Origin of the sequence: Paenibacillus sp. SAFN-117 (genome assembly GCF_051966115.1) — a bacterium.
Taxonomy (GTDB): Bacteria; Bacillota; Bacilli; order Paenibacillales; family NBRC-103111; genus Paenibacillus_L; species Paenibacillus_L residui.
On the sequence record NZ_JBQCLK010000014.1, the window covers coordinates 38,136 to 59,831 of the forward strand.

The following is a 21,696-nucleotide window of genomic DNA, read 5'->3' on the forward strand; positions in this document are numbered from 1 at the left end:
GCACCTCCTTTGGGTTAGGGTTGATAAATTGCGCTGCTCTCCGCAACCATTGGCAGCTCGGTAGCGCTGTTATCCCGCTCGACAGGGACACGGATCTCGCCAGACATCAGTTTGGGGAGAAGGGTGTCGCGGAGTTGCTGCAAAGTTTGGGTTTCATTTGCCTTTTCAAGTAACAATGAATAGAGTCCATTGACTAGCCCATCAAAATGTCTTACCAGTTCAATATCTGGCAGAGTAGTTTTCAAATTTTGAAAAGTTGAAACTGTTATTGCATCAAATACGGCTCCACTAGCATTTTTTCGCAATACATTAACTAGCTGTTGAGTCAGATGAAAGACGTACTTCTGGGTATAACCGCTTTTGGCGACAAGGGCATAGCAGGATTGGTTCATTGCCATGTCTCTACCTGCGAGTGCAACTTTTCCAACCGTTCCCCTTGCGGTAATAAAAACAGTATCAGTTTTGTACAACTTGCTGTTGCAATTGTTCAACCCATCTTCAGTGATGGTTTTCTCTGTTTCGATTACATATAATGAGTTCGAACAATCTTTTGGAGTAAAAAAGGGAATTTCACCATTCCAATATTCAGATGTACTCGTTTTCGGTGTACCCCCACTCTGCACATCGAATATATCGGTTGCTCTCCCTACCTTCCACCCCTTCGGAATGAGCCCCAATTCACTTTCCTCAAACTCGCCGCCGCTGGACTTATATGGTTCGCCGTTTTCATTTGGAAACTCGAAGTCTACAAACCACCGCTTAAAAAGAATTTGGGCCATTTTTTCAAGGTTTTTGTTAATAGCGTTGTTAAGCTCAATCTTGTCATCAAGCGAGGATAACAATGCCGAGATCTCTTTTTGCTCTTTAATTGGTGGTAATCGAAACTGCCACTTTGAGATGGCATCCACTTGAGCTCTCTGCCGCCCAGAGGTACCGGTCATTGACTTTATCGCCACATTTCTAAACTCCGGAGAGATGGAAAGATAGTACACATATTTGTTATCAGATATTCCTTCTTTACCCCGTAAAACTATAAATTCCGTTGAACCAAAACCTAATTCATCCTTTTCCAATATATTTACGTATGCCGTTTTTCCATTTTCTAAACAAGGCGTTATTCTTGCCACGAGAGTATCGCCATTTTTGAACTTTGATCCTCCATTGAATTCAGCCACCTCATAATTAGTTATCTTCCTTGTAAAAGGTTCTAAATCAGCCATGGAAATCTTCTTAGCCAAAGTTCCTTTTCTTATACTGTAGAAGGGATTGATATCCAACGACTCTCCCAATGTTGTTTCTCTCCACTCAAAACTCAAACCCAATCCCCCCAAGCCGCTTGCGAATTTCATCCTCTAGTTGCCGGGACTTGGCGAACTGTTCTGCCAGCTCCGATGTCAACCGCACCATTTTATCCTCGAACGGTTCGCTGTCTTCTTCTACTTCTTCAATGCCAACATAACGTCCTGGCGTCAGGATGTATTCATGCTCCTGAACCTCAGCAAGCTTCGCTGCTTTGCAGAAACCTTTCACATCTTCATACGTACCAGCTTCCGTCTGTCCGCGCCACGCATGGTACGTATCGGCGATCTTGTGAATATCTTCGGCACTCAACTCACGATGCGTCCGATCCACCATATGACCCATTTTGCGTGCATCGATAAACAGGATTTCGCCGCGGCGGTCCCGAAGGCCCTTTGGCGCTTTATTTTTGGCAATAAACCAAAGACAAACCGGAATTTGCGTAGAATAGAACAATTGCCCCGGCAAGGTGACGATGCAATCGACCAGATCGGCGTTAACGAGCTTGCTGCGAATCTCAAACTCCGCCGTCGTACTTGTCGACATGGAGCCGTTCGCAAGTACAAAGCCTGCAACACCGCTGGGCGCAAGCTTGTTCACGATATGCTGAATCCACGCATAGTTGGCATTCCCAGCGGGAGGTACCCCATACGTCCAGCGTGCATCCTCTGTCAGCCGTTCGCCTCCCCAATCGCTGATATTGAATGGCGGATTGGCCAGGATGTAATCGGCCTTCAGATTTTTATGTAAATCATTGTGGAACGTATCCGCGTGATGCTCGCCAAGATTGCCGTCGATGCCGCGAATAGCGAGGTTCATTTTGCACAACTTCCACGTTGTTGGATTCGACTCTTGCCCATACACCGCGATATCGCCGATGCGTCCCTGATGTTCCTCTACAAACTTCTCACTCTGCACGAACATGCCGCCGGAACCACAGCAGGGGTCGTATACGCGGCCCTTGAACGGCTGAATCATCTCAACGAGCAGGCGAACAACGCTGTTCGGGGTATAGAATTCCCCACCGTTCTTGCCTTCCGCGCTGGCGAATTTGCTAAGGAAATACTCATATACCCGCCCCAGTACATCCTTCGAACGGCTTTCTTCATCGCCGACTTTGAACGAGAACAAACCGATCACTTCGCCAAGACGAGTTTTATCCAGCGCCGGCCTAGCGTAATCTTTCGGCAGCACGCCTTTCAGCGATGGATTTTCCTTCTCGATGGCAATCATCGCATTATCAATGATCTGCCCGATTTCCGGCTTCTTCGCGTTATCCTTGATATGGCTCCAGCGCGCTTCTTTCGGTACCCAGAATATATTTTCTGCCACGTATTCGTCCCGGTCCTCCGGATCGGCATACGGTTCATTTTTCAATGCTTCATATTTTTCTTCAAATGCATCCGACACATATTTCAGAAATAGAAGACCGAGAGCTACATGCTTATACTCCGCTGCATCCATACTGCCGCGCAGTTTATCGGCCATGCTCCATAATTTTTCCTCGAATCCAATGTTCGCAGTTGCCATGATCCTAAATTCCTCCTCAGTAGAGTTGCTCGTATAACTGGCTCTTCACTTGTTCCCAGCGGTTCGCCGCTTCTCGAATGACTTCTTTATAACGTTCCTTCTCACGAATATATTGCTCTATTAATTCTAACTGTGTGTCTTCAGGTATCAGCGGCAATTCCAATTCCGCCACATCCGCCGGGTTCAGATTCATTACAGTCGTCCCCCGCTGGAAGCTTTGAATAAGAGCCGTCCCGACCGGGCTTTCCAGAAACATTTTGGCAAAATGGCTCTTGATTACCGACTTGAATCGAATCACGATCATATTCGAGGAGGCGATGACTACCCCTTGGGTCTCCGGAAACACAGCCAGCTTGTTCACGGTGCCGCGGCACGTCATAACCAAGTCGCCTGGGAGAATCTCGTAACGCTTCACTTTCCGCTCTTCCTCGTCAATCGTTTCAAGCTGATCCAATAACACTTCGCCGTCATCCAGATTGGATATATTCAGCACCTTAATGTTCCCGGGCTTTAGATCCTGTTTAAGAATCGATTTTCCCCGAAAAATATCTGCCACATCGCGCAGCTTCACTTTCGGGGTTGCCGCCTGTTGGAAGGAACGAAGTGTATCCTGATCTTCATCCAATAGTAGTTCAATTCGCCAATGATCCAGCTCTCGGAACCGGTCGGGATGGATGGCAATCTCCCGTTCCCCCACAAGCTTTGACTTCTCCATATGGAGCCTCCCGAGGATCACTTCTTCCACAGGCGCTTTGCAGAAGTCAACCTGATAGGTCTTGATGGAAGTGTAGGGACGAAACAAGCCGTCCGGAAGCGAATGGATCGTTTGCACCGGCGCCTGATCATTCATTTGCTTCCGCCAGCTGGCGATCGCGCCGGATTGAAACAGCATCCGTGCAGGAAAGGTCACGCTCAATCTCCCGCCGTCTTGCAAGAGTGGAAGGAGATAGCTGGCCGCTGCGCCTTCGGATTCCCGAACCGCAACCTCGTCATCGTTCATTTTCATACCGAAATTCGGCATCGCCAGGATCGCGTCGAGTTGATGTTCTGCAGGCAACGGCTGATAGATGGACCCTTGAACGATGCGGATATTGGAATAGGGCTCGAAATACGTTTTGAATAATCTGCCTATGATGTAGTTTTCCGTTAACAATGTGATTGTCCATGGTCGATGGTAACATTTCGTTTCGATGAGTCCTTTGATATACTTCTCAGCTTCTGCAAACAGAATGTTCTTGTAGCCATGTCGCTCACACTGATCGACAAACCGCTCGACGATTCCTGGATGGACGACAATGCTCCCTGTAACACGATCTTGTTGGATGGTGAGCAAGGCGTATTCCAACAAGTCCATATCCTTGCCTGCATGGTATAATTTATAAAATAAATCCCGATCGCCGGGAAAATGGCCTAATTCTTTGTCTAAGGCGCGTTCCTTCATCCACTGAAACAGCTTCTCAGGTTCTGTCATTAGCTCCGTTTCGGCCAACTGTTGCTGTTCCAGAAGTTGTTGCGTCCGCTTCACTCTAATGGCCTCGCGAAGCAACTGATCACGGGTTGATATATCGTGAAGCAGACAGATATTCCAAAACGACTCAATCAATTCATCACCTTCTTTCGCTGCCAAAAGCCAACTAAATTATACCATCAATGAATTGAGTATTACAATACCAAAAATAAATTCAAACATGTATAGCCGGATGTTTTCAGACTGTCGAAAAATCGGTAGAATGTGAATCCGGCTTTCTATATAACGCATTTTGATGTGGGTGGACTCAACTTTTATAAGAAAAATCGATTTAAACCGATCTGATCACCTTGTTTTTACTTTTGATTTCCTCGTGCCTATTCGAAAAGGACTTTCTCGACAGTCTGATATTTTCCCGTTATCCGATACGCCCAACCCCTAATTGAATCGCGTTGATAATGCTCAACCATATCGATAGTGAAGCCGTTTCATTGGTTTAAAATGTTCTGATCCCAGTGGCCGCCTTTTTGAACAAGCCCCTCAAGAAGCAACTTAATGTCACGCTTAACCGTCATTAGTGAAGTCTGCTGGGTTGGGTGGAGGAGCAATGTCGAAATGGACCAATCATCCGGCCGGGCAATTTCGATAACAAACTTAGTCGTGATACCATGATTCGCCTGTACGATCGCACAGGATCGCCTGGAGCCGTTTGGACATACAGGCTCCCGGAGGTGACGATCACGTCATTGCCGGTATGGGAATGCCGCACATCCTCTCGACGAGCAGTAACTCACGGAAAATTGGAGAATCGCATAAACGTAGGAGGGGCTCCAATACATCTTGACTTGCGGCTCGAATGAATTCGAAACACTGGAAAGCAATAAATCATCTCGTCAAACTGTTGAAGCCCAAGCTCCGGATTTTATATGGAAGTCAATCAAGCTCTTGGGCAAGTTAAATCCATTGCTCATCAGATCTTGATTCATTCTGCTATTGTTATTCTATGTACAATACTTTCAAATGGCTTGATTTGATCAAATCCCGTTGGTGTAGATTTGTCCCATGCGCAAATGGGGGACTGTTCCCCAAGGGTAGGATATAACTTTCAAGTCCCCGGTTACCTCCGAAATGCGACTCGAATTCTCCAATTCCCTTTGTAGTCCGCGAAAGGGGATCCGAACCAAAATAACTCAACTTCCAGATTCTCGGGAAACGGCTAGATACGCAGTGTCAATGCAGCCATAATGGAGTCACCTCAGCAGATGCAATTCGGTTTATTACTGCCCCTTGTCAAATACAACGATTGATTTCATCCGATACCTCTTGGGCATATCCTGGTCGCAGTCAGGCTTTTTTCACAAGTTTCCACCGTTTTTGGGCATTCGCCGGCCATTTTCCCAGCAGCCCAGCGAACAGTTACTAGGTGAACAAGAAATAGAAATCATTGACCATGTTGCTACAGATGGTATCGCCCTCTTAATGGGTCATTCATAGACTGGACGATGACGAGTAGGAGATATGGCTGAAATATCATATGAGAACATGTAGAGAGCGGAGTATCTTGGGGATGAGCAATCATGGATTAGTCATTGTTAGGAAGAAAGAATTAAATAGTCCGTCAGGAATACAGGGTACCAAGAAAAAATGAAGGAGATGTTATAGGAAAGATAGATTGTCATACTGGTCAAGAAATAACTCCTTGGCAACCCCTGTCTAACAAGGTAATTGATACACCCCTAACAGCAATCGCCAAGGCAGGTAATCCCCATCCCTGGTGATACTTAACCGAGCTGAAGGCGTGACGGCAGTTGAAAGTATAAATCACATTTCATATAAATGGTTCGAGTTAGGGAAGTGAAGCGTAAGTGTCGTATAGCTTCCCTCTTCCGATTGGACGGACAATCGGTGTCCGAGTTTGACGGCCATGCGGTTAGCGAGATATAACCCCAATCCTGTCGATTTTGCAAGTTGCCTTCCGTTAGCGCCCGTAAACCCCTTCTCGAAAATACGACCAATATCTTCAGCTTTAATACCAATACCCGTATCCCTTATGGAAAGCCTCTTCTCTTCGTTATCTGCCTCGAAAGAGCAAACGATGCTTCCGCTGTCACCGACATATTTCAAGGCATTCGACATGATCTGATCTACGATATATCCGAGCCACTTAGCATCGGTATGCACCCATTCCTCTTTTTCCCACATTGTAAAATGAACTCGCTTGGCTACAAACATTTTTGCGTACTTTCTCACACTGTTTCGCACGATTCGGTTTAGAGAGACTTCCGCGATCAAGTAATCCTTGGAAAAGGAATCAATTCTTGCGTAAAACAGGGCTTGCTCGACATAATGGTCGATTTTGAACAATTCATCTTCGAATACATGGATCAGCTCCTCTACCGACTTACCTGACGCATTTCTAAACAGCAGGGTACATGCCGTAATCGGCAGCTTGACCTCATGAATCCAGGAAACAATAAAATCATGAAAATCTTTTTTCTCGTCTTGAAGCCTTCCGATGGCCTCAAGCTTATTGCTGTAGAGCTTCTTGATCAGTGCCGTATACTGACGCTGTTCATATGTTAGAGGTTCGGGCAAAGCTACGGTTAGTTCGCCCCATCTGTTGTTTACCAGGTCATGTAATATCCTGTTGCGGGTTCTCCAGCGCAAATAGCCTCCGACCACGTATACCGCGGCCAACAACACGCATCCGGATAGAGTATACATTATGTCTCCAACACGATACGTTCCCTCGGTGCTTACGAACATCATCAAAGCAACGAAGGATAGCATTCCAGCAAAGAAGATCAGAAAATAACGTTTATCGTCCAAATAATGTAGAAAGCTCATTTGATTATATAACCTTCTCCCTTGATCGTCGTAATGAACCCATAACGTCCAATCTCATCCAATTTCTTTCGGATTCGGGTCATGTTCACGGTCAGCGTATTGTCGTCGACGAAACTTTCGTCCTCCCATAGGCAGCGCATGATTTTGTCCCGGCTTACGATATGGCCCTTATTCTGCAACAATAGCCGTACGATGACGAATTCGTTCTTTGTCAGTTCAATCGATCGATCGCCGGAAGTAAGCTTCCGATCACCTAGGTTCAGCAGGACGCCTTCGTGCTCGATTATGTTGACTGGCGTTTCGGCATAAGAGTAAGTTCTACGCAACAATGCTTTAATCTTAGCGATAAGTACTTCGTCGTAGAACGGCTTCTGGATATAATCGTCACCGCCCATATTCATCGCCATAACCATATCCATCGGCGAATCCCGTGAGGAGAGAAAAATAATCGGCACGTTAGACAATTCCCGAATTCGGCTGCACCAATAATATCCATCGAATATGGGTAAATTAATATCCATTAACACGAGGTGCGGTTCGGTCTGAAGGAACATGTCTTGAATCCTGTTGAACTCGTCACACAATACGGATTCGTATCCCCACTTCCCGACGGTCTCGCCGATTAACCCCCGAATAGTCGGGTCGTCTTCTACGATCATTATCTTCATCTTCATTCCATACGCCTCCATATCCTTAATCCTATTATATCTTAATTCGGCTAACACTACTGCAACTAGTACCGTGACAAAAATGTAAGCTCGCCAGTAGAAAAACGTAAGTTCAGCGTAAGGATAACTAGTCACCGGCATGGTACGATGGAAATTGAAAAAGGGAAAGCAGGGAGGAAAGATACAGTGGAAACGGTTATTGAAATAAAAGCGTTAACGAAAAGTTATGGGAATAAAGGGAACGTCGTGCCGGTGCTTCACGGGATCGATATGTGCATAGGCGAAGGAGAATTTGTCGGCATTATGGGGCCATCGGGCTCCGGGAAGACAACACTGCTTCATATGGCCGCCACCATCGATGAACCGACCTCCGGCAGCATCGTGATCGACGGGGAAAACGTTCTTCAAATGAACGAGGCGCAGTTATCGGCTTTTCGGCGATCCAAGCTAGGATTCATTTTTCAAGACTATAATTTGCTGGATACGTTGACGGTCAAGGAAAACATTCTGCTCCCCCTCGCGTTGTCCGGTATATCGGTCGACGAATTGGAGAACAGAGTGTCTGCCATTGCGGAACGATTTAACATCAAGCATATTCTAGAAAAATACCCTTACCAAATCTCCGGAGGTCAGAAACAGCGAACTGCTGCCTGCCGTGCCATTGTGACGCGTCCGCGACTGATTCTGGCCGACGAACCGACGGGAGCGCTGGATTCTAGAGCTGCGGCCAGCCTGCTAGAGGCGCTAAATGAACTGAACGAACAAGAGCATGCGACCATTCTGATGGTGACTCATGATGCATTAGCGGCAAGCTACTGCAGTCGAGTTCTCTTTCTAAAAGACGGTGTCATTTTTGCCGAGATCGTCAAAGGAACGACACCGCGACAAGCATTCTTTAAAAAGATACTGGATGTGTTGACGGTGCTTGGAGGGCGTACGGATGACGTTATTTGAGTTGGCCAAGAAAAATATAAAAGGTAATCTTCGCAACTATTTCATATATTTATTTTCCATGTTCGCAAGCGTCGCCATATTTTATGTCTTTGCTTCACTACAATATAGTACGCAGGTAGTCGAGGCTGTCGAATCTTCAGATAGCATGCAATCTGTGTTCATGGTTGGATCAATCATCCTGGTATTGTTTGTATCCGTCTTTATGATGTACTCTGGCCAATTTTTTACCCACAAACGAAAAAAAGAAGCCGGGCTATATGCTTTATTAGGTTTTCCAAAAAAAACAATCGGCCGGATGCTGTTCTATGAAAATATGATAATTGGAGCCGGCGTCCTGGTTCTCGGCATTGTGGCCGGTACGCTATTGTCGAAGCTGTTTGCCATGATTTTAATGCGCTTATTGGGAGTAGCTGTCGATGTCGGAATCACGTTCTCCCTTCCTGCGGTGCTTACCACTGTGGTTATATTTCTTATACTAATTACAATAACTTCTATACAAGCTTATCGATTGGTCTATCGATTCAAGCTTATCGAATTGTTCCGCGCAGAGCAGGAAGGGGAGCAGGAACCGAGGGCGTCGATCGTTCCCGCTGCCGCCGCGGTCGCGTTGCTCATCGTCGGCTACGGATTTGGACTTCGGAATTTTGAAAATAATGAACAGATCTTTACGAACCTGGGCGTCATGACCGTCGGCATCATCGCAGGAACTTTCTTGCTTTTTTCATCGCTCGTTATTTACCTGCTGAAATACGCCAAGAGGCGGAAGTCCCATTATTACAAGGGCATGAACCTAATCATGATTTCCAACCTGGTGTACCGAATGAAAGGGAATGCACGTACGCTAAGCGTCATTTCCATCTTGTCCGCTATCGCATTATGCGCCTTCAGTTTCGGTTTCAGCACTTACTACGCTTACGAGCACACGGCACGTGTAACGGCACCTTTCAGTTACATGCATATAGCGCAGGATGACGAAGTCGATCAAAAGATCGAGGAGATCATACGTGGCGACAATGCACATCCCGTGAAAGCCAAGATGTCGATTCCGGTCATCCATCTGAGCGGCGAAGCGTCAAGTGACGAAATCTTGTCTGATCGTGAGCGCAAGGCAGCCGAGCATCCGGTGAAAGTGATATCGGCCAGCGAATATAATCGCGTAGCGGAGGCACTGAGTCTTGACCGGTTAACGCTGAACGAATCAGATCAAGTGATCGCGATTCGCCCCATGTATACCGATTACGAATGGGCGGATTATGCAGGAGAAACCATCACCCTGGATTTGCCTAATGGGAACGTTAATTTAGCATTTGCAGGCATGACGATTGAACGTGTTCTCAATTGGCATTATCCGGATATTATGGTCGTCGTTGCGGACGATACATTTCGCATGCTGGAAGCGCAAGTTCCTACCGAGCAATATGTTGGTTACATCGTTCAGGACCAGAAGAATACGAAGGCGACCGCTGATGCGCTTGCAGCTATACAGACATCAGAAATGAAGCTGTCGACCTATTATTCCGTGTATCGCCTCGGCATCGAGAATGCAGCTTTCAATGTTTTCATTCTAGGGTTTTTGGGTGTGATGTTCCTTCTCGCAACGGGCAGTATCCTATACTTTAAACAGTTGACGGAGGCGACGAACGATCGTTCTCGCTATGAGATATTGAAAAAAATCGGCGTGAGCCACAAGGAAATCGCCGCTACGATCCTGAAACAGAACGCACTGATCTTCTTGTTGCCGCTGTTGGTCGGCCTCGGTCATTATTTGATTATCTTTAACTGGCTGCGGAAGCTCTTCGGAGGAATGGGTGGTATAAATCTCCTGCTTCCAATATTGGTTTGCGTTGGATTGTTTATGGTGATCTATATGACATATTACATGATCACAGTAAATTCTATCATAAAGTTTATCAACGGGGAGTCTGCTCGTAAGGTTAGGTTCGCCATGTTCGCCTCAGCAGCCGTAATGGTTGCGGCCGTTAGCCTGTTCATCTTGGCGGAACCGCCAGTACAATACGACGAACCGCATACCGGTGAACGGATTCACATCACGTTACCTGAGCCGACTGGCGAGATGCCAGTGGGCGTGACGGAGCTCCACTTGACAGATATCGACCGAGCCGATCCTTGGGTAAAGGATCGAAAGCGGGAGCTTATGATCAGCATCTGGTACCCGGCCACCCGGGAGGTTGGCCAGAAAGCCAAATATATACCGCCAAACGCAGCTGCATTTTACGACGAAACCGTCATGCCGACAATCGGAGTAGAGCCCGGCCGAATCGATCTATCCAACATCGGCGTTCATGCTTCGCTGAACGCACCCGCAGAGCACGGAGAGAAGGGCTGGCCTGTCATCATATATTCTCCGGGCGGATCTGTTCCGAGAAGTCTAGGTACGATTAACGTTCAGGAATTGGCCAGTAATGGCTATGTCGTTGTGACCATTGACCACACATATGAGACAACGGTCGTCGAGTTTCCCGAAGGGAGAATAGAGACCGAGCAATTGCCTGATTTCGGGGCGGATACGGTACTGAAAATGATGAGCGTCAGGGTTGATGATGTCCGGTTTGTACTGGATCGACTGGAGGCGCTCAAGGAAGGGAACAATCCGGATCATGCGAAACGTGAGCTGCCTGAAGGGTTGGACCTTGCACTGGACTTATCTAGAATCGGCATTTTTGGTCATTCTGCTGGCGGCGCAACGGCTGCCCAAGCGATGTATGAAGATGAGCGAATCGGCGCCGGTATCGATATGGATGGCTCGATGGGCTATTTACCCAACCACCTGCTTCCGGTTGCTCAGCATGGACTTGACCGCCCGTTTTTACTAATGAATGCTGGTTTTACCGACGAGGGAGAGGTGGATTCCCATCTCACGGCGGAGGATAGGGCATCGTTCTGGAACGAGTCGAGCGGGTGGAAACTAGATGTAGCGATACCGAACGGGGCGCATTATACGTTCACCGATCAACAATATCTGCTGCCGCAAATAAGCAGTAAGCTGAGCCTTTCTCCTCAAGTCGTCCAGGGGAGTGTTGGAATCGTCGAGCCGGAACAGGCGCTTGCGGCACAACGCGATTACATTACCGCGTTTTTCGACATGCATCTGAAAGGGGTGTCGCAGCCCCTGTTAGAGTCATCAAAATCTCCTTATGCGAATGTGGAGGTGTTGGAATAACGGTCATAACTGAACCATCTAGAGGAAAAGTTGTAAAATCAAGCACTACGGGTTACTACTCTAATTTTAAGGGGCTGTCTCAAAGTCATAAATGACTAGGGACAGATCCCTCTTTTATAATCTTGCAGTTGTCGGGAGGGGGAACGAGTTCTGGCCGCTCTTGAACGTTGTGTTCTTGGAAAAGGTTAGAAGAGTACAACACGACGTTCAAAGGGCGGACGTAAACTCCTCCACCCATACCCCACTCCCTTGCACCTTTGTAATCTGAATGAGCCGCCTACCGCCATCAAGCCCATGCGCGCTTCATTTCTGAGCGAGAGCATACAATAAAATGAAAGCGTGTATGGAATACAAGTGCGTTACTACCGATGTGCAGACTCGAAGGTTGCCCACTTAAGGAGCGTTGCAGCAAAGCGCAAGGGAATCGCGAGATTAAAGTGAGAAATGACTTATCTTGGCTAAAAGGCTAAAGCACGCGAAAAACTCCAGAGCGAGGAAGGTCGTGAACTTTCTGTCCGGCGCATGATCGAGGTGGAAAGTGTAATTCGGTGAAATGAAGAACAACCGGGGATTCCGGCGTTTCTTGCTTCAAAATTTGCTGAAAGTAAGCCGAGAGGTCGGTCAGACTTACCAAGAATACTAGAAGCTAATGGCCGCCCTGCTGGATGAAGCAAAAGCGAATAACACAATAAATCTGGAACATGATTTGCGGAAGACTGACCTATCACATTCATGACTCGCCAAATACTTCAGAAACCAATCGCTGGGTGAAGATATTGCCTTGGAATCTACATGTCCTGCGATGCTTAGCTCTTATGTGTAATGCGGACGTCTATAAGTCGGATCACCGGTCAATGCATCAAGTAAGCATGAGCGGCGTGTATCATGCAGGGGAGCGGAAGTTTCCATTGTTCCGACCGATTGTTCCAATGATTTTGTTGTGATAAACGTATGAGACAAATCATCTTCTCCTCTGCGTGGAGTGATTGGTGTTATTTCTATTTTACGCAGAGAGTCAAGGGAGTCTCTTTTTACATTTCATAGAACTGAATTTGGGCAAGTAAAGTTAATCAAGCTAAGGGGTGGGGGGTTCATGAAACAGGTAAGTAGGTTATAGTGACAAGTGGAAAAATAGAGTGGAGGAGTTAAGCATGGTCAAACAACGCAAAATTTTACTAACCGCAACTATTGTCTATACCATTATTGTACTTTATTTTATGTTCTTCGCTTTCGGCAGAGGAGAGGCTTCGGAGCAAATTTCCAGCTACACCTTTATTTTCATGCCGGAGAACTTTATTAGTTTGCCGTCTCCAGCTGATCTCCTGCATCCCAACCTAATGAGTATGGTGGCTTTCGGGAACACTATTGCGTTTATTCCTTTCGGTATATTGATTCCATGGCTATACCGGGTCAGCTTTGTCCGGTTCATCATCTTATTCTTCATCGCGATTCTTGTGCTGGAAACGATCCAGGCCCTTACATTCCTGGGCAGCTTCGATATCAACGACGCTCTTCAGAATTCGATGGGAGCAGCCCTCGGTTTTGGGGCGTACAAGCTTGGTTTCCGTTACCGGAGCCTCGGGCGCAATCTGGTGGCAACGGCTATATCGGGTATGGTTCTTTTTATAGCTTTATGGGGATTAGGGGCGGCGGTAGACAAAATAACAACTAAAGTAGAGGGTCCGTTTGTGGCGATCACTGAATGGGCGGATAACTCGGGCAATTCATCCACCGGAGACAAACCGGACAGTATTCAAATCAACGGACAGAAGATACCGCTCCGCTATAACCTATATGGCGCTGAAGGCGGAGATTCCAGAACGTTCACGTACAAGTCTGAGGGACAGACGATTTTCTCCTTCGATTACGGATGCCCCGAACCAACGGATTATTCCGGTAGTATCAGTGTTACTCGGGATGACAGGGAGATCATGAGCAATTCTGGAGAACTTCAGCGTACTCATCCTGATCTGTTCCCTTCGCTATTCAAGATTCCGCTTGAGCCGGGGGATGAGCTGAAGATCACGATTAAGGGCGACATGAAAGCATGGGATGTCGGGTATACGCGGATGCAGTATTTCTGGAACTAAGTGCTTAAAGGGATTTCGCCGCCATTTTATCATGAATAACACCTAGCGTTTGGGTTTTCAAGCGCTTTTTTTACTTTTGAGATCGGGATTTTCAGAAACCTGGTTATAACCTAGGCTGGTTGGTTGTCCAATTGGGTATTTTAAAGGAGCTGAAGGTCTGGAGAACGATCGGCTCCTCCGCTTACCGAGTATATCGCTATGAAGGGAAGCTCAATCTCTTGGAAAATGCCGCCCTGCTCCTATGTTGGAAAGAGGGAGATGGCTTTGAATCTAAGCTGATGAAGGCCTTTCTGAGCACGGATATTTCACTGAGCAATGAAGAGATTCTATGCTATTACAGCAAACGTTGGGACATTGAAACGTATTTTCGAACTGCGAAAGTACAACCGGCCATGGATCGTTACCAGGTTCGATCTACTCAGGCGATTGATCGTTACTTGACCCTGCTCATGTTTTCTACGTTATATTACCAGTATGACAGCCAAGGAAGTTTAAACGATGGGTTACATCACTACCGTATCCAGAAAAAGCACGACATGATTGAATATATTTACAACCAAGCCAAAAGTGAGGCAACATTAGACCAAATTAAAACATGGCTAAGCGTTGCATAGGGATACTGTCAGCTCTTAAAACTTACAAATTATTGAAGCGATTATTGGCAGGTACAGTTAAAGAAAATACAAGAGCGAAATCCCGTGTAAAAAAGAAAACGCTCTTTTTGTGTTAATGGCGATAAAAAATGGCTATTCAGACCTCGCTGCGGCATCTATTGATTTGAAAATCTCCGTTGTTATCTTATGGATCATCTTTACATCTTCGCTCTTCTTCCCTAATAGAAATTGATAGTGGACCTCAAGGACAGTTCTGGTCTCAAATTCCTGAGAATCTGGATCGATTTCTCGAAAATCTAAAAGATTTCCTGGCTTTATGTTAAGAGCGTCCATGATTTTTTCCAATGAATCAATGGATAGATTTCTTTTTCCAAGTTCAACTTCGGTTAAATATGAGGTTTGTTGCCCTGTTATTTGGCTTAATTGAAGTAAGGTCAGATTTTTTTTATTACGTATGCTACGAATTTTTTCACCGATCAGTTTTTTTAAATCAGACATCGATTTACAACCTCCCTGCTTATCCTAAGGGTAAGTGTTTCAATCGGAAAAATACATAACATTATAAGTTAAATATATTGACTCAATTGGGACTGCGTATTAGTGAGTTGATCACTATTTATAGCGCCTCAATCAAGCAAGTAGGCGGCGATACGATGCTAATTTATTCAACTGGAAAGTTGAGTCCCGAACCAGTAGAGGTTTCAAAGCCAGCGAATCAACTAGTAGTATACGCATTGGATAAAATCAAAGAATATGCAGTGCCGTTACAAAAGGAATCAGGGCTTCCATATTTGTTCCTGTCAAGAAATAGAAGCAAAAAAGGCTACCCGGTTGGATTGGCTTCGCATTCAAATTGGAATAAGAATCATTTGCGACCATGGATTAAACAGCATAATATCCGAGATAAGAACAACGAATTAATTGATTTTACTAGCCATACATTCCGTCATGTATTTGCAAGCTACGCATTAAAGGGTGGGGCATCGATAGAGGTGGCGTTACAGCATATTTGCCATCCTCCCACCTAAACCTTGTGGAACCTTTGTAACCGTCAAGTCCTTTTGATTTTCAAAAAATTAATAGTAAACATTACGAAGTGGTTGACATATAAAAGTAGTCGCTGTTACAATATGCATGAGTTAATCGTAATGATTACGATTAACATCATTTTGAGTGAAGTGTTGTATGAATCAAAAGACAGGAGGTTCAAAGTGATGCATGCATACAAGCGGCAAAATTTACTTCGCCAATGGAGCGGAGGACTGCTAGCAGGAGTTATGTTCGTATCCGGTTGTGCAGCGCCGTCCAATCCTGCGAGCGACAATAATCGTGATGCATTGGAGTTATCGCCGTCAGCGGAGTCTAGACCTGTATCTGTTCATGATGCGGAGGAAAGGGAGTCGTTTCTCACGTTCGAAGACGACACTGGAAGGGAGATTCGGCTGCCTGAGCAACCACAGCGCATCATCGTCCTATCGCCGCAGCTATTGGATTTGCTTTATTCGGTTGACGGTCACGCCATTGCCCACGCCACATCACCGGGTGGAACGGTGCCGGATGAGGCGGAGCGAATCGAAGAAGTCGGGGGAATGACGACCGTCAATACGGAGAAGCTACTTGCTTTAAAGCCTGATCTCGTGATCGGCTCTGTGGTGTTTCACCGTGAGTTAACGGCGATTTTGGATGCGAGTAACGTGCCGTTCGCCCTGTTCAATCTGAGTACATATGCAGATTTGCAACAAAAAGCGGTGTTGTTCGGTCAGCTCTCTGGGACGGAAAACAAAGCTAGGGAAGCACTTGCCGATTTGGATCAGGAAATTCGTGAATGGACTGCCCGGGTACCGGCCAGTGATGCACCAACTTTCATCATGCTGAACGTGACCCCTAACAGCCTTTCTGTGCAGCGGCAAGATACCGTCGGAATCGAGGTCGCAACTATGCTGCATATGAACAATTTGGCGGAAACATGGGAAGCAGCAAGCGACAGTCCGTCGACTGCACCATTTAGTCTGGAAAAAATCGTCGAGCTAAATCCGGATTATGTTTTTATTCTGATCCACGGGGCGCGAGAAGATGGGGAGAAGAAAATTCAATCCGATCTGGCCAGCCAACCTGCATGGACATCGCTGCGTGCTGTGAAGGAAAACCGTATGGTCATCTTGCCGTCTGATCGGTTTCTCTCAAACCCGGGATTTCGATTAAGTGAATCAGTCGAATATTTGGCTAAGCTTGTTTATCCGGATACATATGAGAATGGTCATTAATGCTTTCCGTATTCCGATGTCCAAAGGCATTCTTGTCATTGTCGCTTTGACGGCTGCGGCAATCCTCGCTACTGGATTCAGCATCGGTACCGGAGCAGTCCGCATTTCGTTGTCAGAGATTTGGTTATATGTCTTTCACGGTTATGACGGTCCAATGAAGGAAATTGTGTGGAACATTCGGCTGCCTCGAACGTTAGTGGGCATGCTCGTTGGAGCTAATCTGGCACTGTCCGGTGCGCTCTTGCAAGGCGTGATGCGGAACTCGCTGGCAGATCCGCACATCATCGGCGTGTCATCTGGAGCAGGATTATTCGGCATCATCGTTCTCATTTTATTTCCTCATCTATGGTCGATGCTGACACCAATCGCTTTTCTTGGCGCTTCCGGAGCTGCTGCCATCATTTATTTGCTTGCCTGGAAGGACGGTGTACAGCCGGTGCGCCTCATACTTGCAGGCGTGGCCGTGTCCGCCTTTCTCGGCTCCGGCATCTCCGCATTGTTAATTTTCTTTAGCGATCGGGTGAACGGTGCCCTCGTGTTTATGGTTGGCGGCTTGTCCGCCAAAAGCTGGCCAGAGCTTGAAATCATTCTGCCTTATTCGCTCATTGGCATGAGCCTGGCGTTCATTGGCAGTTCACATTTGAATATACTTGCCCTTGGTGATTCCAATGCACGCGGCCTCGGCTTGTCGGTGGAAGCAGCTCGCTTCTTCCTGACGGCGCTCGCTACCTTGCTTGCCGCAAGCGCGGTCAGCGTCGTCGGCCTGCTCGGCTTCGTCGGTCTGATCGTTCCGCATTCAGCCCGCTTGCTGATCGGCAGTGATTATCGGTTCTTACTTCCTGCATCCGTGCTGCTTGGAGCGGCCGTCGTGACCTTTTGCGATACACTCGCCCGCTTGATGTTTGCTCCTTTGGAGCTGCCGGTCGGCATTATGATGGGAGCTTTGGGTGCGCCGTTCTTTCTATATTTGCTAAGGAGGGAAGCGCGATGACGTTGTTACGCTTGGAAGACGTGTCCGTGAGGCTTCACAACCGTACGGTGCTGGATTCGCTGAATTGGCAGGTGGAGGCCGGAAAAATTTACAGCATTATCGGTCCGAATGGCAGCGGCAAAAGCACTTTGCTCAAAACTTGCGCCGGACAATTAAAGCCTGCGCAAGGAAAGGTGCTTCTGCAAGGCAGACTGCTCGATAGTTATCCCCGTCGGCAGTTAGCACGACATATGGCAATGCTTCAGCAAAGTCAGGCATCTCTGCCGGACGTGTCCGTGCGTTCGCTGGTCAGTTACGGACGTTTTCCTCATCAGCCTGTATGGGGCGCAAAGCGCAAGGAAGACGAGGAGATTGTCGAATGGGCCATGGCTCAGACCGGAACGCTTCCCTTTGCGGAGCGAAAGCTGTCTAACTTATCCGGCGGAGAACGGCAACGCGTATGGATTGCCATGACCTTGGCACAGCAATCGGGGCTCATCTTATTAGATGAACCGACGACCTATCTCGATGTCAATCACCAGTGGGAGGTTATGGAGCTAGTCCATAACTTAAATCGCAAATATGGCATCACGATCGTCATGGTCCTGCATGACCTCAACCATGCTGCAGCTTGCTCCGATGAATTGTTGGTGATGCGTGCAGGCGGAATGTATGCCAGCGGGTCGCCGGAGCAAGTCATCACCGATCGCATGTTGCGCGATGTATTTGGTGTAAGAGCGAGCGTGGGAAGGGATGATCGAAGCGGTCGCATGCATTGCCATATCGAAGGGCTGCTTGAAGCGGTGGATTTCTCAGCTCAACCCGCAATCGCAGCAGTCAAATAACGAATGTCTAAAACATTTACAAAGGAGAGGATCAACATGGAGGGGAAAGCAGACGTATATCCATTCGCGGCAATCGTCGGACAGAACTTGATGCGCAAAGGGCTGCTGCTTAATCTTGTCAATCGGAAGCTCGGCGGCATCTTGATCCGCGGGGAGAAAGGCACAGCCAAATCGACGGCCGTACGCGCAATCGCGGACTTAATGCCGGAGCTGAGCGTCGTGAATTTGCCCGTACATGCTACGGAGGATCGCGTCGTCGGCACATTGGATATCGAGCATGCGATTCGAGAAGGAGAGAAAAAGTTCGAGCCGGGACTGTTAGCGAAGGCGCATGGACATATTTTGTACGTGGATGAAATCAATCTACTCGATGATGCGATCGTCGATGCGCTGCTCGACGCAGCAGCCATGGGGGTGAACACCGTTGAGCGAGAAGGCGTCTCCTACTCGCATCCGAGCCGCTTTATCTTGATCGGTACGATGAACCCGGAGGAAGGGGAGCTGCGGCCGCAGCTGCTGGATCGCTTCGCGCTTTCAGTAGAGGTGAATGGGGAACGAGATGTGGAGAGCCGAATGGAGGTCATTCGCCGGCGCCTAGCATTCGAAGCAGATCCAGACGAATTCCGAAGACGTTATGAGCCGCAACAACTAGAGCTTCGGGAACGGATAGAACGAGCGCGTCAGCTGCTCGAGCAGATCAAACCGTCCGAGGAGTTACTGAAATGGACCGCCGCAGTCGGCATTCGGCTGAAGGTAGACGGACATCGTGCGGATATCATGTTAATGAAAACCGCCATGGCGATGGCTGCATTCCAGGGAAGAACGCAGATCGCGGCAGACGATATGGTAGAAGCGGCGATGATGGTGATGCCGCATCGCATGCGCAAGCGGCCGTTCGAAGAGGGAGCATATGACCACGAGACGATACGCGAGCTGCTCGGCGACCTTCTGTCCGAGGTCACCCATGCAAGTTAAGCCTCACTTGTATCCGTTCTGTGCTGTAGTCGGTCAAGAACGTGCGCAAAAGGCGCTGCTGCTTCATGCTGTAAATCCGGGATTAAAGGGGGTGCTGCTGGCAGGCCCACCAGGAACGGCGAAGTCCACGCTCATCCATGGTGTTACAGAGCTTCTGCCGGAACTTAACGTCATTAACATTCCTTTGAACGTGGATGAGGAACGGCTTTGGGGCGACTGGGATATGGCAGCTGCTGTCCGCAGCGGCAAACGAACGTTTGTACCCGGCTTGCTTGCAGCTGCGGATGGGCACATCGTCACGGTAGACAATGCGCATATCATGCCCGAAAGGTTAATGAAAGCGGTCCTGACTGCTGGCGACAATGTGGCGGGCGAGCCCGCGCATGGGCATGTCCGCAAGAGCTCTGAGCGAAGAAGTGGCCTTGACAGTGCAGCATTCCGCCTGTTCGCAGCTATGAGTCCGGACGATAGGAAGCCGCTGCCGGCGATGTTTGATCGCTGCGGGCTATATGTGCGACTGGAAACCTCGGCGGACCTTGCGGAGCGAACGGAAATCGCAAGCCGCTTGCTCGCCTTCGAACAAGATCCTGAGTCGTTTCGCCTAGCTTATGAATCGGAAACGAAGGAATTGAGAGCACGTATCGCAGCGGCTAGGACTCGGCTGCCTGCTGTACATATTGATGGAGAGCTGCTACGTTTGGCTGCCGAAATCGCTGAGGAAGCTGGCTGTCTGGGACACCGCGCGGACATCCTGCTGATCGAAGCGGTCCGTACGATCACAGCTTGGGAGGGTCTTAGCGAGACGACACAGGAACATCTGCAAGAAGCGGCGGGCTTTGTGCTGCCGCACCGGATGCGTGCAGCATCTCAACCGGAAGTGTCGCGAGGGAAGTCGCCTGGAGACTTGCCGGATCAAGAGCAAACGAAGCATGATTCGAATGGCGATCATCCATCATCAGGATCGCATCGCGATACGGAAAGCCAAGCGGAAGAGGAGAATAATGCGACAAACGGCGAGCAAGTTGACCGGTCACAATTCGCTTCGCCTGCACAACTTGGGGGCGACCACAACGGCGAAGCCGATAGTAGACAATCTCTTTCCTCAGAGGCGCGGGCTGTAGTGGAAGCCGTTGGACGGGAAATCGCTGTGCAGCCATTCGTCTTTACCTCGCCGCATCCAATGAAACAAGCGCAAACTGGGAAACGAAATCAAGCGTCAGTAGGAACGGTAAACGGTCGATATGTGCGGGCTGCGATGCCACGCGGCCCTCTAAGAGACATTGCGTTTGATGCCACGCTTCGTATGGCGGCTCCCTTTCAGCGGATACGTAAGCAACAATCAAGTTCATATAACACGAACTTAAAGCTATGGATTGAGCCGAGTGATGTGCGTGTGAAGGTTAGGGAAAACAAGACAGGAACTGCTTTGCTATTCGTCGTCGATGCCAGCGGTTCGATGAATGCAAATAAGAGAATGAAGGCTGTCAAAGGTGCGGTATTGTCTTTACTTCGTGATGCGTACCGGCAGCGTGACCATGTGGGCTTGATTGCCTTTCGCGATCAACAAGCTGAATTGCTGCTCGGGTTGACACGCAGTGTAGAGCTCGCGGAACGCAAATTGAGGACGCTGCCAGCTGGCGGGAAAACTCCGCTAGGTATTGGACTGGAAAAGGGACTTATGGCGATCCGCCCTTTGTTAAATAGAAGAAGTGGACTCATCCCCGCGATGATCGTCATGACCGATGGAAAGGCGAACGTCAGCGCAGAAGCGGCAGGTGATCCATGGCAGGAAAGCCTGCAAGCTGCACAACGCATCGCAGCGGCTGGCATACGCACACTTGTGATCGATACAGAGGATGGTGTAGTACGATTCGGCTATGCCCGCAAGCTGGCGGAAGCGATGCAAGCGCGGTATTACCGGTTAGAACAATTGGAGGCTGGGAGTATCGAACGAGCTGTACGGACGTTGATCTAAAAATAATGATTTATGG

16 protein-coding genes and 1 pseudogene are annotated in these 21,696 nt (G+C 48.1%); 11 read left to right on the forward strand and 6 right to left on the reverse strand.

Features of this window, described 5'->3' with window-relative positions:
- Positions 1–14: 14 nt before the first annotated feature.
- The 5 genes from ACTHRH_RS11145 to ACTHRH_RS11165 all read right to left on the reverse strand — a co-directional run bounded on the left by ACTHRH_RS11145 (position 15) and on the right by ACTHRH_RS11165 (position 7,812).
- A complete protein-coding gene (locus ACTHRH_RS11145) occupies positions 15–1,316 on the reverse strand; it encodes a restriction endonuclease subunit S (protein WP_440415557.1) in 1,302 nt (433 codons plus the stop codon).
- The gene (locus ACTHRH_RS11150) at positions 1,306–2,829 is read right to left on the reverse strand and encodes a type I restriction-modification system subunit M (protein WP_440415559.1); all 1,524 of its coding nucleotides are present in this window, start codon (positions 2,827–2,829) and stop codon (positions 1,306–1,308) included. The genes ACTHRH_RS11145 and ACTHRH_RS11150 overlap by 11 nt, the downstream gene beginning before the upstream one ends.
- A gap of 16 nt (positions 2,830–2,845) precedes the next feature.
- The gene (locus ACTHRH_RS11155; RefSeq protein WP_213595433.1) at positions 2,846–4,432 is read right to left on the reverse strand and encodes a restriction endonuclease subunit S; all 1,587 of its coding nucleotides are present in this window, start codon (positions 4,430–4,432) and stop codon (positions 2,846–2,848) included.
- Between the two features lie 1,686 nt (positions 4,433–6,118).
- The gene (locus tag ACTHRH_RS11160) at positions 6,119–7,144 is read right to left on the reverse strand and encodes a sensor histidine kinase (RefSeq protein ID WP_440415561.1); all 1,026 of its coding nucleotides are present in this window, start codon (positions 7,142–7,144) and stop codon (positions 6,119–6,121) included.
- Complete coding sequence (locus ACTHRH_RS11165; RefSeq protein ID WP_055110401.1) at positions 7,141–7,812, reverse strand: response regulator transcription factor; 672 nt, start codon at positions 7,810–7,812, stop codon at positions 7,141–7,143. The genes ACTHRH_RS11160 and ACTHRH_RS11165 overlap by 4 nt, the downstream gene beginning before the upstream one ends.
- A 186-nt stretch (positions 7,813–7,998) precedes the next feature.
- Between ACTHRH_RS11165 and ACTHRH_RS11170 the strand changes: the two genes are divergently transcribed.
- The 5 genes and pseudogenes from ACTHRH_RS11170 to ACTHRH_RS11190 all read left to right on the forward strand — a co-directional run bounded on the left by ACTHRH_RS11170 (position 7,999) and on the right by ACTHRH_RS11190 (position 14,651).
- Complete coding sequence (locus ACTHRH_RS11170; protein WP_055109580.1) at positions 7,999–8,766, forward strand: ABC transporter ATP-binding protein; 768 nt, start codon at positions 7,999–8,001, stop codon at positions 8,764–8,766.
- Positions 8,753–11,947, forward strand: a complete 3,195-nt coding sequence (locus tag ACTHRH_RS11175) for an FtsX-like permease family protein (RefSeq protein WP_283927157.1) — start codon at positions 8,753–8,755, stop codon at positions 11,945–11,947. Before ACTHRH_RS11170 ends, ACTHRH_RS11175 begins: the two co-directional genes overlap by 14 nt.
- 333 nt (positions 11,948–12,280) lie before the next feature.
- Positions 12,281–12,569, forward strand: a pseudogene (locus ACTHRH_RS11180) (transposase); the annotation flags it as partial.
- 529 nt (positions 12,570–13,098) lie between these two features.
- Positions 13,099–14,037 carry a VanZ family protein gene (locus ACTHRH_RS11185; protein WP_213595439.1) on the forward strand — a complete coding sequence of 313 codons (939 nt, stop codon included), beginning with the start codon at positions 13,099–13,101 and terminating at the stop codon, positions 14,035–14,037.
- 131 nt (positions 14,038–14,168) lie between these two features.
- Positions 14,169–14,651 carry a hypothetical protein gene (locus tag ACTHRH_RS11190; protein WP_095397593.1) on the forward strand — a complete coding sequence of 161 codons (483 nt, stop codon included), beginning with the start codon at positions 14,169–14,171 and terminating at the stop codon, positions 14,649–14,651.
- A 132-nt stretch (positions 14,652–14,783) separates the two neighbouring features.
- Here the strand turns inward: ACTHRH_RS11190 and ACTHRH_RS11195 are convergent, their stop codons facing one another.
- Positions 14,784–15,149 carry a helix-turn-helix domain-containing protein gene (locus ACTHRH_RS11195; protein ID WP_440415564.1) on the reverse strand — a complete coding sequence of 122 codons (366 nt, stop codon included), beginning with the start codon at positions 15,147–15,149 and terminating at the stop codon, positions 14,784–14,786.
- Between the two features lie 77 nt (positions 15,150–15,226).
- Here ACTHRH_RS11195 and ACTHRH_RS11200 point away from each other — a divergent pair, with 77 nt between their 5' ends.
- From ACTHRH_RS11200 to ACTHRH_RS11225, 6 genes are all read left to right on the forward strand, one after another.
- Entirely contained in the window at positions 15,227–15,679 is a 453-nt protein-coding gene (locus ACTHRH_RS11200; protein WP_074048690.1) for a site-specific integrase, read from the forward strand.
- A gap of 120 nt (positions 15,680–15,799) precedes the next feature.
- The gene (locus ACTHRH_RS11205) at positions 15,800–16,915 is read left to right on the forward strand and encodes an ABC transporter substrate-binding protein (RefSeq protein ID WP_341034374.1); all 1,116 of its coding nucleotides are present in this window, start codon (positions 15,800–15,802) and stop codon (positions 16,913–16,915) included.
- Positions 16,905–17,906 (forward strand): FecCD family ABC transporter permease, encoded by a 1,002-nt coding sequence (locus tag ACTHRH_RS11210; protein WP_341034373.1) that lies wholly within the window; start codon positions 16,905–16,907, stop codon positions 17,904–17,906. Before ACTHRH_RS11205 ends, ACTHRH_RS11210 begins: the two co-directional genes overlap by 11 nt.
- On the forward strand, positions 17,903–18,730 hold the full coding sequence (locus ACTHRH_RS11215; protein WP_213595442.1) for an ABC transporter ATP-binding protein: 828 nt from the start codon (positions 17,903–17,905) through the stop codon (positions 18,728–18,730). Before ACTHRH_RS11210 ends, ACTHRH_RS11215 begins: the two co-directional genes overlap by 4 nt.
- A gap of 36 nt (positions 18,731–18,766) precedes the next feature.
- Complete coding sequence (locus tag ACTHRH_RS11220) at positions 18,767–19,705, forward strand: ATP-binding protein (RefSeq protein ID WP_213595444.1); 939 nt, start codon at positions 18,767–18,769, stop codon at positions 19,703–19,705.
- Positions 19,695–21,680, forward strand: a complete 1,986-nt coding sequence (locus ACTHRH_RS11225; RefSeq protein ID WP_440415568.1) for a VWA domain-containing protein — start codon at positions 19,695–19,697, stop codon at positions 21,678–21,680. The genes ACTHRH_RS11220 and ACTHRH_RS11225 overlap by 11 nt, the downstream gene beginning before the upstream one ends.
- Positions 21,681–21,696 lie beyond the last annotated feature (16 nt).

Excerpts from the sequence above, each read along its gene's own strand:
- ACTHRH_RS11150 (WP_440415559.1), bottom strand. The coding sequence starts at position 2,829 with ATGGCAACTGCGAACATTGGATTCGAGGAAAAATTATGGAGCATGGCC.
- ACTHRH_RS11160 (WP_440415561.1), bottom strand. The coding sequence starts at position 7,144 with ATGAGCTTTCTACATTATTTGGACGATAAACGTTATTTTCTGATCTTC.
- ACTHRH_RS11165 (WP_055110401.1), bottom strand. The coding sequence starts at position 7,812 with ATGAAGATAATGATCGTAGAAGACGACCCGACTATTCGGGGGTTAATC.
- ACTHRH_RS11175 (WP_283927157.1), top strand. The coding sequence starts at position 8,753 with ATGACGTTATTTGAGTTGGCCAAGAAAAATATAAAAGGTAATCTTCGC.
- ACTHRH_RS11185 (WP_213595439.1), top strand. The coding sequence starts at position 13,099 with ATGGTCAAACAACGCAAAATTTTACTAACCGCAACTATTGTCTATACC.
- ACTHRH_RS11195 (WP_440415564.1), bottom strand. The coding sequence starts at position 15,149 with ATGTCTGATTTAAAAAAACTGATCGGTGAAAAAATTCGTAGCATACGT.
- ACTHRH_RS11205 (WP_341034374.1), top strand. The coding sequence starts at position 15,800 with ATGATTACGATTAACATCATTTTGAGTGAAGTGTTGTATGAATCAAAA.
- ACTHRH_RS11210 (WP_341034373.1), top strand. The coding sequence starts at position 16,905 with ATGGTCATTAATGCTTTCCGTATTCCGATGTCCAAAGGCATTCTTGTC.
- ACTHRH_RS11215 (WP_213595442.1), top strand. The coding sequence starts at position 17,903 with ATGACGTTGTTACGCTTGGAAGACGTGTCCGTGAGGCTTCACAACCGT.
- ACTHRH_RS11220 (WP_213595444.1), top strand. The coding sequence starts at position 18,767 with ATGGAGGGGAAAGCAGACGTATATCCATTCGCGGCAATCGTCGGACAG.
- ACTHRH_RS11225 (WP_440415568.1), top strand. The coding sequence starts at position 19,695 with ATGCAAGTTAAGCCTCACTTGTATCCGTTCTGTGCTGTAGTCGGTCAA.